The organism is Exiguobacterium sp. s128 (genome assembly GCF_018618815.1).
In the GTDB taxonomy this organism is placed as follows: Bacteria; Bacillota; Bacilli; order Exiguobacteriales; family Exiguobacteriaceae; genus Exiguobacterium_A; species Exiguobacterium_A antarcticum.
The window spans coordinates 1-14,746 of sequence record NZ_JACSMT010000005.1 but is presented as its reverse complement, the minus strand read 5'-3'; the positions used below and the strand labels follow the sequence as shown (position 1 = coordinate 14,746).

The 14,746-nt window shown below is 47.8% G+C and carries 17 protein-coding genes; 12 read left to right on the top strand and 5 right to left on the bottom strand.

From position 1 onward, the window contains the following. Positions 1–31: 31 nt before the first annotated feature. The 7 genes from KNQ13_RS03305 to heR all read left to right on the top strand — a co-directional run bounded on the left by KNQ13_RS03305 (position 32) and on the right by heR (position 6,025). On the top strand, positions 32–1,165 hold the full coding sequence (locus KNQ13_RS03305; RefSeq protein WP_026830593.1) for a YfbR-like 5'-deoxynucleotidase: 1,134 nt from the start codon (positions 32–34) through the stop codon (positions 1,163–1,165). A gap of 14 nt (positions 1,166–1,179) precedes the next feature. Next, positions 1,180–2,379 carry a Bcr/CflA family multidrug efflux MFS transporter gene (locus KNQ13_RS03300; protein WP_026830594.1) on the top strand — a complete coding sequence of 400 codons (1,200 nt, stop codon included), beginning with the start codon at positions 1,180–1,182 and terminating at the stop codon, positions 2,377–2,379. A 165-nt stretch (positions 2,380–2,544) separates the two neighbouring features. Then, the gene (locus KNQ13_RS03295) at positions 2,545–2,796 is read left to right on the top strand and encodes a hypothetical protein (protein WP_026830595.1); all 252 of its coding nucleotides are present in this window, start codon (positions 2,545–2,547) and stop codon (positions 2,794–2,796) included. After that, positions 2,786–3,307, top strand: coding sequence for an NfeD family protein (locus KNQ13_RS03290; protein ID WP_014969259.1), 522 nt, complete (start codon positions 2,786–2,788; stop codon positions 3,305–3,307). The genes KNQ13_RS03295 and KNQ13_RS03290 overlap by 11 nt, the downstream gene beginning before the upstream one ends. Beyond that, positions 3,304–4,827 (top strand): flotillin lipid rafts scaffold protein FloT, encoded by a 1,524-nt coding sequence (locus KNQ13_RS03285; protein ID WP_026830596.1) that lies wholly within the window; start codon positions 3,304–3,306, stop codon positions 4,825–4,827. The genes KNQ13_RS03290 and KNQ13_RS03285 overlap by 4 nt, the downstream gene beginning before the upstream one ends. Beyond that, positions 4,824–5,015: a hypothetical protein gene (locus KNQ13_RS03280; RefSeq protein ID WP_026830597.1), complete on the top strand. Its 192-nt coding sequence runs from the start codon at positions 4,824–4,826 to the stop codon at positions 5,013–5,015. The genes KNQ13_RS03285 and KNQ13_RS03280 overlap by 4 nt, the downstream gene beginning before the upstream one ends. Positions 5,016–5,245: 230 nt before the next feature. Further along, the gene (gene heR / locus KNQ13_RS03275; RefSeq protein WP_051590476.1) at positions 5,246–6,025 is read left to right on the top strand and encodes a heliorhodopsin HeR; all 780 of its coding nucleotides are present in this window, start codon (positions 5,246–5,248) and stop codon (positions 6,023–6,025) included. Positions 6,026–6,153: 128 nt separating this feature from the next. On the opposite strand, the gene KNQ13_RS03270 is transcribed toward heR, so the two are convergent. Together KNQ13_RS03270 and lipL are read right to left on the bottom strand one after the other, a co-directional pair. Beyond that, complete coding sequence (locus KNQ13_RS03270; RefSeq protein ID WP_026830599.1) at positions 6,154–6,996, bottom strand: DegV family protein; 843 nt, start codon at positions 6,994–6,996, stop codon at positions 6,154–6,156. Positions 6,997–7,013: 17 nt separating this feature from the next. Beyond that, positions 7,014–7,835, bottom strand: a complete 822-nt coding sequence (gene lipL, locus KNQ13_RS03265; RefSeq protein WP_026830600.1) for an octanoyl-[GcvH]:protein N-octanoyltransferase — start codon at positions 7,833–7,835, stop codon at positions 7,014–7,016. Between the two features lie 148 nt (positions 7,836–7,983). Between lipL and KNQ13_RS03260 the strand changes: the two genes are divergently transcribed. The 3 genes from KNQ13_RS03260 to KNQ13_RS03250 all read left to right on the top strand — a co-directional run bounded on the left by KNQ13_RS03260 (position 7,984) and on the right by KNQ13_RS03250 (position 11,442). Then, the gene (locus KNQ13_RS03260) at positions 7,984–9,291 is read left to right on the top strand and encodes an HD domain-containing protein (protein ID WP_026830601.1); all 1,308 of its coding nucleotides are present in this window, start codon (positions 7,984–7,986) and stop codon (positions 9,289–9,291) included. Continuing rightward, positions 9,288–10,139: a phosphotransferase family protein gene (locus tag KNQ13_RS03255; protein WP_026830602.1), complete on the top strand. Its 852-nt coding sequence runs from the start codon at positions 9,288–9,290 to the stop codon at positions 10,137–10,139. The genes KNQ13_RS03260 and KNQ13_RS03255 overlap by 4 nt, the downstream gene beginning before the upstream one ends. A gap of 124 nt (positions 10,140–10,263) precedes the next feature. Continuing rightward, positions 10,264–11,442, top strand: a complete 1,179-nt coding sequence (locus KNQ13_RS03250) for a NupC/NupG family nucleoside CNT transporter (RefSeq protein WP_014969265.1) — start codon at positions 10,264–10,266, stop codon at positions 11,440–11,442. A gap of 95 nt (positions 11,443–11,537) precedes the next feature. On the opposite strand, the gene KNQ13_RS03245 is transcribed toward KNQ13_RS03250, so the two are convergent. Both KNQ13_RS03245 and KNQ13_RS03240 read right to left on the bottom strand, forming a co-directional pair. Then, entirely contained in the window at positions 11,538–12,167 is a 630-nt protein-coding gene (locus tag KNQ13_RS03245; protein ID WP_026830603.1) for an NAD(P)-dependent oxidoreductase, read from the bottom strand. A gap of 76 nt (positions 12,168–12,243) precedes the next feature. Next, complete coding sequence (locus KNQ13_RS03240; protein WP_014969267.1) at positions 12,244–12,429, bottom strand: 2-hydroxymuconate tautomerase; 186 nt, start codon at positions 12,427–12,429, stop codon at positions 12,244–12,246. 169 nt (positions 12,430–12,598) lie between these two features. Between KNQ13_RS03240 and KNQ13_RS03235 the strand changes: the two genes are divergently transcribed. After that, a complete protein-coding gene (locus tag KNQ13_RS03235; RefSeq protein WP_026830604.1) occupies positions 12,599–13,126 on the top strand; it encodes a hypothetical protein in 528 nt (175 codons plus the stop codon). A 69-nt stretch (positions 13,127–13,195) separates the two neighbouring features. Next, positions 13,196–13,690 carry a YwhD family protein gene (locus tag KNQ13_RS03230; RefSeq protein WP_014969269.1) on the top strand — a complete coding sequence of 165 codons (495 nt, stop codon included), beginning with the start codon at positions 13,196–13,198 and terminating at the stop codon, positions 13,688–13,690. 48 nt (positions 13,691–13,738) lie between these two features. Here KNQ13_RS03230 and KNQ13_RS03225 read toward each other — a convergent pair whose 3' ends face one another. Next, positions 13,739–14,590 carry a metallophosphoesterase gene (locus KNQ13_RS03225; RefSeq protein ID WP_236624375.1) on the bottom strand — a complete coding sequence of 284 codons (852 nt, stop codon included), beginning with the start codon at positions 14,588–14,590 and terminating at the stop codon, positions 13,739–13,741. Positions 14,591–14,746 lie beyond the last annotated feature (156 nt).

Below are 14,746 nucleotides of genomic sequence, written 5' to 3'. Positions count from 1 at the left end.
CTCTGTCCGTTTTTTATGAGGAGTGAGGACGATGCAAAACGGTAATTTTATTCGAATGCTGACACGGATGCAGAATGTACCACGTTGGGATGAGTACGCACCCCGTTTTCCGGATAATGCGGCGAGCCATAGTTTTCGGGTCGCCTTATTTAGTTTAATGGCGAGTTATCTCGAACAAGAAGCAACAGGCGTCAAATACGATCGTCTGTCGCTGCTCGGGAAAGCGTTGTTTCATGACATGAACGAAGTCATCACGGGACCGATTAAACACCGAACAAAAAAAGAACCGACGCTTCACGCCCATATCCAAGCGATGGAACAACAAGCGAGTGAGAAACTCGTCGCCTTGCTATCCAAATCGTTACAACCCGATTTTACGAGCTATTTAGTGTTTGCTGAAGATGAATCCCGAGAAGGACGGATGGTCGAAGCAATCGATACGTTTGATGCGATGTTGTTTGCAAAACGAGAAGCAGAAATGACGGGATCCGCCTTTTTTACGGCCAAAACGACGGAACTGAAAATCGTTTTATTGGATCATCCGTTGTCCGCGATTCGGACATTGACCGAGTCCGTCTTTGCAGGAGACACGATGTCCCGCTTCATTGATAATATCTTAATGATGGACACGATTCGCCGTTGGAAAGGGCGCTTCAACACGATTGATGACAACGATGCGACACATGCGTTTCGTGCGGCGTCACTTGGTTTATTTAATGGTCTGATCGAAGCCAAAAAATATGGCGTGCCGATCGATACGGCGGAAGTTGTCTCACGGCTCCTTTGTCATGACTTGGTCGAAGGGACGACGGGAGACGTCCTTGGTCCCGTCAAACATGCGACACCGGTCACAGCGGCGGCTTTTGAAGCCTATGAGCGGACAGAAGGGGAAGCCTTGATTGATTTGTTGCCTCTGTCCATGCGACAAGAATTCCATCGTTTTGTCGTCGAAGCGAAGGATGAGACGTACGAAGGACAAATGGTCGATGTCGTCGATAAGCTTGATGCGTTGATCAAGATGAACATGGAACGAAAACTGAACGGAGTCGAATATGAGACGGGGTACCGGGCACAATTAAAGAAAGTCCAGACGGTCTACGAAAATCCATCGGTCGTCTTTTTCCTGGCCTATGTCTTACATGACTTGGATTACGTAACGTCTTAAAAAGGAGGAACATCATGACGAATACCTCGCCGATTCAAACGAAACGACTGACGTTCATCCTGATTTTAGGATCACTGGCAGCGCTTGGACCACTCTCGATCGATATGTATTTACCGGCATTTCCCGATATGTCACGTTCCTTTGGTGCGAGTGCATCGTCGATCCAACTGAGTTTGACGGCCTGTATGCTCGGAATGGCCCTCGGACAAATCATCGTTGGACCGCTCAGTGATGTCCGCGGGCGAAAACGTCCATTATTGCTCGCATTATTCGCTTACCTGCTCGCATCACTCGCCTGTGCGTTTGCGCCGACGATTGAGGTGTTGATTGCCCTGCGGTTCGTTCAAGGGGCGGCTGGAGCGTCCGGTATCGTCATCTCACGAGCGATTGTCCGTGATTTGTTTGAAGGTCCGGAATTGACGAAGTTTTTTGCGGCCTTATCACTGGTCAACGGAACGGCACCCATTCTCGCCCCGATCATCGGGGGACAGATTTTGCGGTTTGGCGACTGGCGGGTTGTGTTTTATCTCCTTGCGATCTTAAGTACGCTGATGCTGATCGCGGTGGCCTTCCGTTTACCGGAAACACTCCCGGTTCATCACCGCGTCGAGGGGAATTTAAAAACAACGTTCCAAACATTCGGGCGGTTGTTATCGGACCGGACGTTCCTCGGATATGCCTTCGCTCAAGCCTTTGCGATGGGTGCGATGTTCGCGTATATTTCCGGCTCGCCGTTCGTCTTACAAAATATTTATGGGGCGACTCCGCAACAATTCAGTTTTTTGTTTGGTCTGAATGGGATTGGGATCATCATCGCGGCACAAACTGCGGGACGACTTGCCGGTCGTGTCGACAGTGAAAAGATGATGCGCATTGCCTTGATCGTCGTGGCGTTAGCCGGCATTTGTCTATTTCTTGCGTTGACCTTATCGAGTTCACTTGTTCTCGTCATGATTCCGTTGTTCTTCGTTGTCTCGAGTGTCGGGATGATTTCGACACTTGGTTTTACCTTGGCGATGCAGAATTACGGTTCGACGGCAGGAAGTGCTTCGGCGTTACTCGGTCTATTGCCGATGCTCGTCGGGTCACTTGTCTCACCACTCGTCGGAGTGATGGGCGAAGACTCGGCGTTACCGATGGGGTTGATCATCATGACACTCGATTGCCTGGCCTTGCTCGTGTACACGTTGCTGATTGTTCGAAAAAAAGGATAAGAAGATAATGACAATGAAGCCGATTCCTTTTTGAATCGGCTTTTTTGTTGCGGATACATTCAGATTCCAGAAAAAAGTAAAAAAGGATTCAATGGATTTTGAAACTATTTCCAAAAAGAGACCGTAAATAAAAGTGAGCTCAGCACGCAGGAAAGGAGCAGTCGGATGAAAAAACGATCTCTTTCGGATACACGGCCGGTATCTGAACCAAAGAATCAAGGAACACTTGAAAGTATGTTGGCGCGGCATTACGCGGCACAAAAAAAGTATGCCCGCAGATGTCAGGAGGCAGGCAGTCCACGTGAAAAAGAATTAGCCGAATTGTTATATGAAGAAAATCGACACGCCTATCTTCAAGCTTACTGCCAACTGTACGGATCGAATCCGTTTATCGAGGTGACAGAACATGGACGTTAGTACTCTTTATCTCTATGCGCTTGCCGCCGCTGGCTGTGGCGTTTTACTGTCTGTCGTTTTTTCCGATTTGATTCCGAGCATCGATCAAATCTTTCATCCGACGTTAATCTTGTCCTTTGTCATTTTGACATCCGCTTTTGGATTTGGACTGGAACATCTGACGTCACTTGGTTCGCTCGTTATTTTGCTGATCAGTGCCGGTATCAGTCTTATTTTGACGTCTTTACTGCATTTATTCATTTTTGTACCGCTCGCCAAAGCAGAGCAATCGATCAGTTTTTCGGAACAGACCCTCGAAGGACGCAGTGCCATCGTCATCATCCCAATTCCGGAGGCAGGCTACGGTGAAATTCTCATCGACGATGTTTCGGGGCGGATTTCCAAATCAGCCGTTCTTTTTGAAGGTCCTGCTTTAGAACAGGGAACGAAAGTCATCATCATTGAAATCAAACAAGGCGTGGCCCATGTCATGACCTATCCTACTCAATGGAAAGAGGAGATGTTTTTATGAATCCGATCATTATCGTGGCCATCATTGCCGGCGCTCTGATCTTAGCGCTGATTGCCTTATTCGTGACCAAATACCGGACAGTCGGACCGGAGGAAGCATTGATCGTGTCCGGAAGTTATCTCGGGAATAGTCCGACCGTCAACACCGATGAGTCGGGGAACCGGGTCAAAATCATTCGTGGTGGCGGGGCATTCATCTTACCCGTCTTTCAACAGGCTTCCCCGATCAGTTTACTGTCAAGTAAGTTAGAAGTGACGACACCGGAAGTCTACACGGAACAAGGGGTTCCGGTCATGGCGGACGGAACAGCGATCATTAAAATCGGCAGCTCGATTTCGGAAATCGCGACAGCTGCCGAACAATTTCTCGGTAAATCAAAGGAAGACCGGGAAGGCGAGGCCCGTGAAGTCCTCGAAGGTCACTTACGGTCGATTCTCGGTTCGATGACGGTCGAAGAGATTTACAAGAATCGGGATAAATTCTCACAAGAAGTGCAACGTGTTGCGTCTCAGGATTTAGCGAAGATGGGACTGATCATCGTATCGTTTACGATCAAAGATGTCCGCGATAAGAACGGTTACTTGGAGTCACTCGGAAAACCGCGAATCGCTCAAGTCCGCCGCGATGCCGACATCGCGACGGCCGATGCGGAAAAAGAGACGCGGATCAAACGGGCGGAAGCATCAAAAGACGCAAAGAAAGCCGAACTCGAACGGGCGACGGAAATTGCGGAAGCGGAAAAAGAAAATCAGCTGAAGATGGCCGATTACCGCCGCGAGCAAGACATCGCGAAGGCGAAAGCCGATCAAGCATATGATCTTGAAAATGCACGGGTTCAGCAGGAAGTCACGGAACAACAGATGCAGATCAAAATCATCGAACGCGAAAAACAAATCGAACTCGAAGAACGTGAGATTCTGCGTCGCGAGAAACAATACGATGCGGAAGTCAAAAAACGGGCGGACGCCGATCGCTACTCGATTGAACAGGCGGCTCAAGCCGACCGGGCAAAACAGTATGCGGAAGCGGACGCGACGAAATACCGGATCGAGGCATCTGCGAAAGCCGACGCCGAACGGATTCGTCTCGATGGTCTCGCCAAAGCGGAAGCCGAGCGGGCACAAGGGGAGACAGAAGCGGATATCATCCGCCTGAAGGGTCTCGCGGAAGCCGAAGCAAAAGAAAAAATCGCCCAAGCCTTCGAACAGTTTGGACAAGCAGCGATTCTCGACATGGTCATCCGGATGATGCCGGAATATGCGAAACAAGTCGCAGCACCACTTGGCAATATCGACAAGATCACGGTCGTCGATACGGGAAGCGGCGAAGGCGGTGGAGCGAACCGGGTGACCGGCTACGCAACCGACTTGATGGCTTCTCTGCAGGAGACGCTTAAAGCATCATCCGGAATCGATGTCAAAGACTTGATTGAGAATTTCTCGGGCAAAGGAACGGCGAAACCGTTGACGGTCAACTTGAATCAAGGGGAACCGGTCGCGTCGGGAACGAAGTCTGAATGAAACCGAACGTTGTCTTGATGATACTGCTCCTGCTTGTCGCAGTGCATCTCGTCGTCCCGATTTCGCCACTCATTCTCGTGGCGATTGGCGCGGGCTTTGGGCTGTATAAAGGCTATACATCACAGGGCGGGTTCAACTCAATCTTTAAAGTACGACAAAAGCAGACGCTTGATGGACGGATGCACTGACGTTTGAATGGTATCACCGAAACGGTTCTCTTAGAAAATGGACGCAACCACGTAAAAACCCGAAGGATTGGCATCTTCTGTCTAAGAATGACGCCAATCCTTCGGGTTTTGATAGGATTTCATTCAAGTGATTGCACACATATTGACATGTTTATGACACCTGTCTAGGGGTAAATCAAAAGTACATCAAATGCGTTAAGGGTAAGAAGAGGATCTTAAGGAGGAACACTATGGCTGAAACTACACGTTCGATTGCGTCGGGAGTGACACCTCAACGTTTGAAAAACCTTCGTCTTTGGAATATTGGGCTTGCAATCCTCCATCTGGGACAAGCTGCGTCGATCCTTTTTCTAACGACAGACTTCGCAATACCTGTCATCAGTTCTTACATCGACGGACCGCCCGGAGCGGGAGCACTGGTATCTGAGTCGCTTTTTGATGTACGAATTGGTTGGGTAGTAGCTCTCTTTCTAACTCTAGCCGGACTTGATCATTTAATAACAGCGACTTTTGGGCGAAACATGTATGAACGTGACCTCATGCATGGAATGAATCGATTCCGTTGGGTCGAATATTCGTTTAGTGCCACTGTGATGGTTGTTATCATTGCTTTGTATTGGGGGATTGTCACAATTAATGCGTTGATCATCATCGCCGGTGCGAATGTAGCTATGATTCTTTTTGGATATTTGCAAGAACGAATGAATCCTCCTGGAAGAAAGACCACAACCATGCTGCCGTTCTGGTTTGGTTCGCTTGTCGGGATCACACCATGGATTGCGATGGGCATCAACATCCCGCTTTACTCGGATGCGCCACAGTATATCTTTGTCATCCTTGGTGTTCAAGGCGTCTTGTTCTTTTGTTTTGGTCTGAACCAGTGGCTTCAATATCGTGAGATCGGTCGATGGACCGATTATGCGTTCGGTGAGAAAACATATCTTGTGCTGAGCTTAGCCGCAAAGTCTTTATTGGCTTGGCAGATTTTTGCCGCGTCGCTTATTTCATGATTTGTATCAAGACAAATGAAACGCCTTTAACAAAATAAGAGCTGAATTAAAAACGCCTGGGACCAAATGTCCTTTGACGATAAAAAACGAACGTTCCCTTCGTCATGTGACAAGGGAACGTTCGTTTTTTATAAGTCATACCCGATGACGAGTAATCCCGGTCCGGTATGTGAACCGATGGCTGCTCCGGCAATCGTGATCAGGACTTCACTTGGGGAAAAGTGTTCTTCGATTAAATGTTTCAACTGTTCTGCCCGTTCGATCGAGTCGCCGTGACCGATGATGATCCGGTGTCCGTCGATTGACGGGCGTGCTTCTTCCATCCACTCGACGATACGATTCATGACTTTTTTCTGACCACGGATTTTTTCTTTTGGAATCAGCTTACCGTCCTCGACTGTCAACAGCGGAAGGATTGATAACAAACCACCGATGAAGGCACTCGCTCGCGAGACACGTCCGCCACGCATCAAGTATTCAAGCGATTCGACGGTAAAGAGATGACGGACGGTATTGATCTTTTGTTCGGCATACGTTTTTGTTTCTTCGAACGTGTGGGTCTCTGCAAATACAGCGACGTCTAACACGAACAGACCTTGACCGGTCGAAGCCGTTTTCGTATCGATGATTGCATACGGAACATCCGGATACGTTTCGGCAAGCTCTTCCGCAAGCATCGTCGCCGTTTGATACGTACCGGACAACTCACTTGAAAAAGCAAGGTAGATAAACGGTTCCCCGTGTTTGAAGTGCGCCGTAAACACCTCGACCATCCGCGATACTTCGACCTGAAACGTCTTCGGGGCCGCACCTTCCCGCATTTTAGCGTAGAGTTCGAGCGGCGAAATCGATTCGCCGTCAAAATACGTATCTTCTCCGATCAACACGCCAAACGGCATGACAGTGAAGCCAGCGGCGTCGAGTAATTCCTTTGGTGCGTCCGCACCGCTATCTGTAATAAAACGTACCATGTTCGTTCTCTCCTTTATCAACCTAGGACTTTTTCATTTCGATCTAACATCCGACCCAGGTTTACACCGAAGCGTTCATTCTCGACTTCGCTTAAGACGGACGGTGTTAATGTCGCATCAAGTGCCATTAAGGACCGATAGACACGTAACAAGCAGGCTTCGACTGTTAACGGGCGCTGCAGTAATTCTTCAAGGGACGCCATCGTCTCCGGCACAACGGTCGGATACACGAATTTTGTTGCTTCTCCTTGTAAGGCGGCGGCATAAAAATCACGGACGAGTCGTGCGCGTTCGCTGCCACTTCCATTGACACAGAGATAAATTTGCACGGCGACACCTCCGCGGACACGTCGTTGTGAAATCCCGGCAAATTTTTTCCCGGCAATCGATAAGTCATACGATCCGGGACAATAGGAACCCACCACTTCTCCGGCAACGATTGCATCCGTCTCTTCTATAAACATATGGCGGACAAGTGCAAGCATCGCTTCGTAGCCACTGTCGATGTCAATTCCACCACGTTCCGGAAGAACAAGTGAGATGTTCAGGACACCGGCATCAAGCACGACGGCAAGACCACCGGAGTTACGGATGACCGGTTGGAAGCCATGGGCGTATAAGACGTCGATTCCGTCATTGAGGTGAGGGAGACGCGCGTCTTGAATCCCGAGGACAACCGTTTCATGGTGAACCCAAGAGCGGATCGCCGCACCTTCTGTTGCGACGGAGGCGCATAATGTATCGTCCATCGCAAACGATTGTGTCGCATGAAAGGCGCTTCCGAGTGACGTTTGATCAAAAATACGATAATGTTCTTGTTTTAAGAGTTCGATTCCCATAGACTCGTTCCTTTTTTTCTAGATTTGCGACATCATTATAGCATAAGGCGATGTAAACTTTCTGTAAGAAGCAAGTGAAGGGACAGGAACAGACCATTTAAAACCGAAATATAAACGAGAGAGAACGAATGACCAAAGGAGAGAAAACATGTATCAGTCACTGGGACAACTAAAAGAAACAAAAGTATTCAAGGATCCCGTTCATCGCTATATCTATGTCAGCGATCAATTGATCTGGCAGTTGATCGGAACAAAGGAATTTCAACGGTTGCGCCGGATCAAACAACTGGGAACATCATTTTTAACGTTCCATGGAGCCGAGCATACACGTTTCCATCATTCGTTAGGGGTGTATGAGATTACCCGTCAGCTGATTGATGTCTTTAACGGGCGGGCGGACTGGGATGATCAGTATCGTGAACTGACGCTCGTCGCGGCACTTCTTCACGATGTCGGACATGGTCCGTTTTCGCATGCATTTGAAAATGTCTTTGGTGTTGACCATGAAGAATGGACGGAACGGATTATCCTTGGGGATACGGAAATCAAACAGGTCCTTGATCAAGTCGGGGAAGGATTTGCGGAAGAAGTCGCTTCGATCATCAACAAAACCCATCCCAATCAATTACTCGTGACGATGATCAGTTCCCAACTCGATGTTGACCGGATGGATTATCTGTTGCGGGACGCGCACTTCGCCGGCGTCAGTTACGGAAAGTTTGATCTCGAGCGGATGCTTCGTGTTCTAAGACCGGCACCGAATCAGATGGTCGTCAAACAGTCGGGGATGCATTCGATTGAAGACTACATCATGCGGCGGTATCAGATGTACTGGCAAGTCTATCTCCATCCCGTCACGCGATCGAGTGATTATTTACTGAAAGCGATCCTTGAGCGGGCGAAAGAACTGTATATGAGTGAGTATCCTTTCATGATTGATCCGATTCATTTAAGTCCACTCTTTACACAACAGATGTCCTTAAAAAACTATTTGGCGCTCGATGAGACGATTGTTTACTTCTATTTCCAGCAGTGGGCGGAAGAGAAGGACGTGGTACTGAGTGACCTGGCCCGTCGCTTCGTCGACCGGAAACTGTTTAAATATGTCGATTATCCGGCAGAAAAACGGACGCGTGTTCATGAAAAACTGTGTTCATTATTTGAAAAGATTGGACTCGATCCCACCTATTACCTGCTCGAAGACAAGCTCAGCCGCCTGCCGTATGACTTGTATGGGGAGAATGGTGAAATCAGCAAACAACCGATCATGCTCCAGATGAAAAATGGACAAATGAAAGAAATTTCACAAGTCTCGCCACTCGTTCAAGCGATTGCCAATTCACGTCAAACGGATGAAAAGTTATTTTACCCGCAAGAAATATTGCATGATTTGCGCGAATTCGCGAATGAAAAGATGCAAATCGATCAGCTGTTGCTCGGAGAAGATCCGTCGTGAAGGACGTCATCGAACGGATCTTAAAACGGGTCGGGTTAGAAACGGAAACGGTAGCACCCTTAAAGGGATCAACGTCCTCGTCGGTGTTTCGGGCAGGGGGAAGTGTCTTTCGGATTCATACGAATACTAGATGGCTCAAGCAGGAACCAGACCTCGTCGCGCACGAGGTTTTTGCGTTACAGGCAACAGGAGCGCTTGGCCCGGATGTCGAGAATTATCAACTGACGTGGGAGGATGGTCTCCCACCATGGATTCAAATGACCTATCTGCCGGGTACAGTACGACTTGAACCGTTAGATGCAGAGTATCTCAGAGGACTAGCCAAGACGTTGATTGCGGTTCATCAATTACCGATTCCGAAGACACACTACCGGTATGCACCGTATACGACCGAGCGAACGGTCCCTTCTTGGGCAGTTCGAAAAGACGTATGGCAACGAGCCGTATCGGAACAACCGGCAGAGAGTCAGCAAATCCGGTTCATCCACCGCGACTTTCATCCGGTTAATGTGTTATACGATTCGGTCGAACAGTATAACGTAGTGGACTGGATCAATGCCTGTGTCGGACCGATTGAAGCGGACGTCGCGCATTGTCGATTAAATTTAGCTTTACTTGAATCGATTGAAATTGCCGATCAATTTTTAGCTGAATATATCAAGTTAAGTGGATTTTCGTATGATCGAAAATGGGATTTGACAGCTGTTTTTGACATTGGACCGGAACACCTCGATGTTTATCCCGGTTGGAAAGCATATGGGAAGGCGAACATCAGTCAGGCCAATGTTCGGGAACGGATGGAAAACATTGTATTGAAAGTTTATGAAAATAACGAAAGCGGTTACTAAATGAACTTTACCCCTTGCAGTTCTTCCGAATGTTGATTATTCTAGTACTTGGGGAAGAGATTGAACGTCAGACCTCGTACTTATGTACAACTAATAAAATAAACTATGGATTGAGGGATAGTTCGTGAAATATTTAATCGCAATACTGGGACTTGTCATCGTGTTTGGTTTGGCATTCCTTGTCAGTAGCAACCGTAAAGGCATCAAATTGAAACCGCTTGCGGTCATGCTAGTGCTTCAGTTAGTCCTCGGATTCATTTTACTCAACACATCGTTTGGTTATATCGTCATCCGTGGAGTTGCAAAAGTCTTTGATAAACTATTGGGATATGCAGCAATCGGAATCAACTTTGTATTTGGTGGATTGGCAAATGAAGGGGCACAGCCATTCTTCATTAACGTCCTGTTACCAATCGTCTTCATCTCAGCTTTGATCGGAATTTTACAGTTCACGAAAATCCTTCCGCTTTTGATGCGTGGAATCGGATTTGGATTATCGAAGATCAATGGTATGGGACAACTTGAGTCTTACAATGCCGTCGCTTCAGCTGCGATCGGTCAGTCGGAAGTATTCATCACCGTCAAAAAACAAATCGGGAAATTACCGCCAAATCGTCTCTACACATTATGTGCGTCGGCGATGTCGACGGTTTCGATGTCAATCGTCGGGGCCTACATGACGATGGTCGAACCGAAATATGTCGTCACAGCAATCGTCTTGAACTTGTTTGGTGGATTCATGATCGTCTCGATCATCAACCCATACACGGTCGATCCAAAAGAGGACATTTTGGAAATCGTTGAAGAAAAACAAACGTTCTTCGAAATGCTTGGCGAATACATCATGGATGGATTCAAAGTTGCGATCATCGTCGGGGCGATGTTGATCGGATACAACGCCTTGATCGGCATGGTCAACGATATCTTCTTGATGGTACTCGGCATCTCGTTCCAGGATATTCTTGGTTACATCTTTGCACCAGTCGCCTTCATCATGGGGATTCCATGGGCGGAAGCGGTCAGTGCCGGTAGTGTCATGGCAACAAAATTGATCACAAACGAATTCGTCGCGATGCTCAGCTTGCCTGAGTACGCAAAAGAATTCTCAGCTCGTACACTTGGAATCGTATCCGTCTTCTTGATTTCATTCGCCAACTTCTCGTCTATCGGGATCATCGCGGGTGCTGTCAAAGGGCTGGACGATCGTCAAGGCAGTGTCGCAGCGAGTTTTGGTCTGAAGTTACTTTACGGCGCAACACTTGTTAGTGTCTTGACGGCGATCGTCGTCAGCGTCTTAATCTAATCAAAAACAGCAGTGACCGATCAGTCACTCCTAGAAAAAGAAGGACTCGATTTTTTAAATCGGGTCCTTCTTTTTCGTATTCGAGATGGTGGCATTTAACCGCGCGAAGCAATCCCGACCCGTTCACGGGAAAATAGCTTTTCATCATACGCCGCATAGGCGAAGCGGGCGACGTTGATGCGCGGGATTGGACCTGTGTCATGGGTAAAACGGTTGGATTCGATCAAGACATCGTCAATCGCAGCTTCGTCGACCAATTGAGTCGGACAAATGACGGTGTAATCAACATCCGCATCCTTTAAGGTCAGGTACGCTTTTAGGTGATCTTCTGCCGCGATGGTTGAACGACGACGGGATTCGTTTGATTGAAAACGATATTTCCCGGGTTCTTCCGAAGCATCAAGAATTCCGGCCGTCGAAACGAAAACAATCCGATCGATGTGCTGTTCTTTCATTTTAATGATGAGATGTGGAACCGCGACCGATAAGATTTGTTTTTGGTCCGTGCCTAGACAGCTGAAGACCACTGACGTTCCGTGAACAACGCGTTCTAGATCATCGGCATTCGTCGCATCACCGTGAATGATTGTCAGATGAGGATGTTCAGGTAAGGCATGGTGCTCAGACCGGACAAGTGCCTGAACCTCATGTCCTTCTTGTAACAATAAATCGAGCAATGGTCGACCTGTTCGTCCCGTCGCACCGAGTAAACTTACTGTTGCCATTTAGATTCATCCTTTCGTGAGTGGACTGTATAGAGAAGAGGAACGACAAGTGAAGATCGTTCCTCCCGAATTGTACTTATTTATCGGCAAACATCACGCCGGCTTGACCGTAATCGGTTTTTTCCATCTCTTCGATGAAGACGGTGACATTTTCTTTTGGAGCATCCACGGACTCGGAAACGGCCGCTGTGACTTTTTCGATCAACGCCCGTTTTTGTTCGACGGTGCGTCCTGCTAACATCTTGACTGTAACGTAAGGCATCTGATTTCCCTCCTTCTAGCATAAGTTCAACACGCCATCAGTATACCGTACGTCACCTGGGTTCCGTCAAACAGTGACATTTAAATGTCTAAAGACGGGTATAGTACAGGAATAGACTGCATCAAGCGAGAACTACTTAATTAAGAAAACATAAAAATGAGGTGAACGCATGGAGATGGAACCGGTAATCCGTAAGAAAATCCATACCCTATTGATTTTTGACCGCGCTTTACCAGAAGATCAAACATATCCGTTGTCGGGTGCAAAAGGTCTTGAAGTGGCGGAAGTACTGTTTGATCAAAATATTCCGTTTGGACGTCTCGTCACGGACAAAGAACTGGCATTGCTTGTCGGAAATGAAGAAGCAAAACGGTACGGGATGTTGACGTTATTGCGGGATGAAGACCGTTTCAAGCCGATTTTTCAAAATCGGAAACCAACACCTGACATCGAAGAAGAAATTTCAGAACGGATCCGCGAGCTTGCCAATCAATTACGGGCGATTCGCTCGAGATGCTCATCGCTTGAGCGGATTGTCTTATTTGGTCGTGCTGCCCAAACGTTGTATGACCAAGCGTTACGACAGTTAGAAGAGTTCAATCCACCGGCTCATGAGGAGCTGACGTCCCTTGAGTGCCTTCGCTTGCCGACGATCCGTCGGGTCACACGGGAACAGCTCGAGCCATTAAGACGCTAAGGAAGACTTGCGTCGACTGTTGGATGCGGTATGATAGAGGCAACAGTGGTAAAAGGGGACGAGTAAACGATGGAAAAGAAAATTAATTTTAATATCATTTCAGATAACTCAACAGATGGTCATGGTGGATTTGGTGTCGGGACACTCAGTCTGAACAGCATGTCGCCGGTCATCATCTCACCGGAAGATGGCGAAGCCTATATCGATATGGGGGCGATGCATGCGAAAGCCGCCATCGAAAAGCGGATCAAGTTCACGACGGATCAAGCAGACACACCAAACGGGAAACCGTACTGGATTGTCTGGGTGACGGTGGGACGAAAGCCAGAAGGATTTTATTACGGTGGCGTCGCGGCGTGTGACTTGCTAGTCGACGTTGAAGCACGACGCGGCTTTAAGATTTTAGCCGATCACGTCAACAAGATGGACAAATCGTTAAAAGGACGGATTGTCGTCAGTCATATGGACGATACGTCTAAACGATTGTTACGTGAATTCTTACAAACACATAAACCCGAGATGTGGGCCAATGCGGAACCTGAATTGCATGAAGCGCTCGCTTAAAATAAAAGTGCCAACTCTGTTAAAGGGTTGGCACTTTTGTTTTATCGATTATGTGCGTAGCGTCACGACAATTAATTCGGGGCGATTGAAAATCCGAAACGGGAACAGGCTGTTACCGAGACCCCGGCTGATGATCAGTTTGGTCTGCTCCATCGTATGTTCACCGGCCGTCAGCTCAGGGAAAAAGCCTTGACCTGGCGCGTACATCCCATCTGTGAACGGCAGACGGATTTGTCCGCCATGGGCATGACCCGATAACACGAGATCCATGTTTCGTTCCACATACAGCGGCAAGTATTCCGGGCGATGGGCCATCAGGAGTTGAAAGGCATCTGTATCGACCGTTGATTGGGCCTGATCGAGACTTTGGCGGATGCCGTCCGGTTCTTGTAACCCGTCACTCCATCGAGTCGTCGTCGGATCATCAATCCCAAGTAACTCGATGAACTGACTGCCTTTTTCAAGTGGGACAGACGTATTTCGAAGAACTGTGACACCAAGCTGCTCGAGTTTCGGCAAAATCGTCAAGTTACGCCGGACTTCATGATTACCGGTTACGAAATAGACAGGATAGTCGGCCGTTAATTTTTTCATCAATAAAAGGGCCTCTGCTTCACCATTACGGCGAGAGTCAATCAAGTCGCCGGTCATCAAAATGACGTCCGGTTGAAGTGTATCGACTTTTTTGAGAAGATACTTTTGTTTGCGGCCAAAGGATTTTCCATGCAGGTCGGCAATTTGTAAAATTTTATAGTGATTAAACTCAGCAGGTAATCGATCGGACTGGACGGTCACGGCCGTCGTTTCGATCTGATTGTTTTCACGATAAAGAAACCAGCTACTGAGAGCAAGGATTCCGATTGAAAGATACCAACGTTTTTTAACGCGCAAAAATCCCACCTCTTTTCTTTTGTTCAGCATACCAAAAAGATCCTGCCTTCCGCATGATGATATGCTCCCACAAAAGTAGACAGTTGAAATAACAAAACTGTCTACTTTTGAAGGGAGCTTTTTCTATGGCCACATCTAAATTTTTGCTTGATGAAAAAATACACA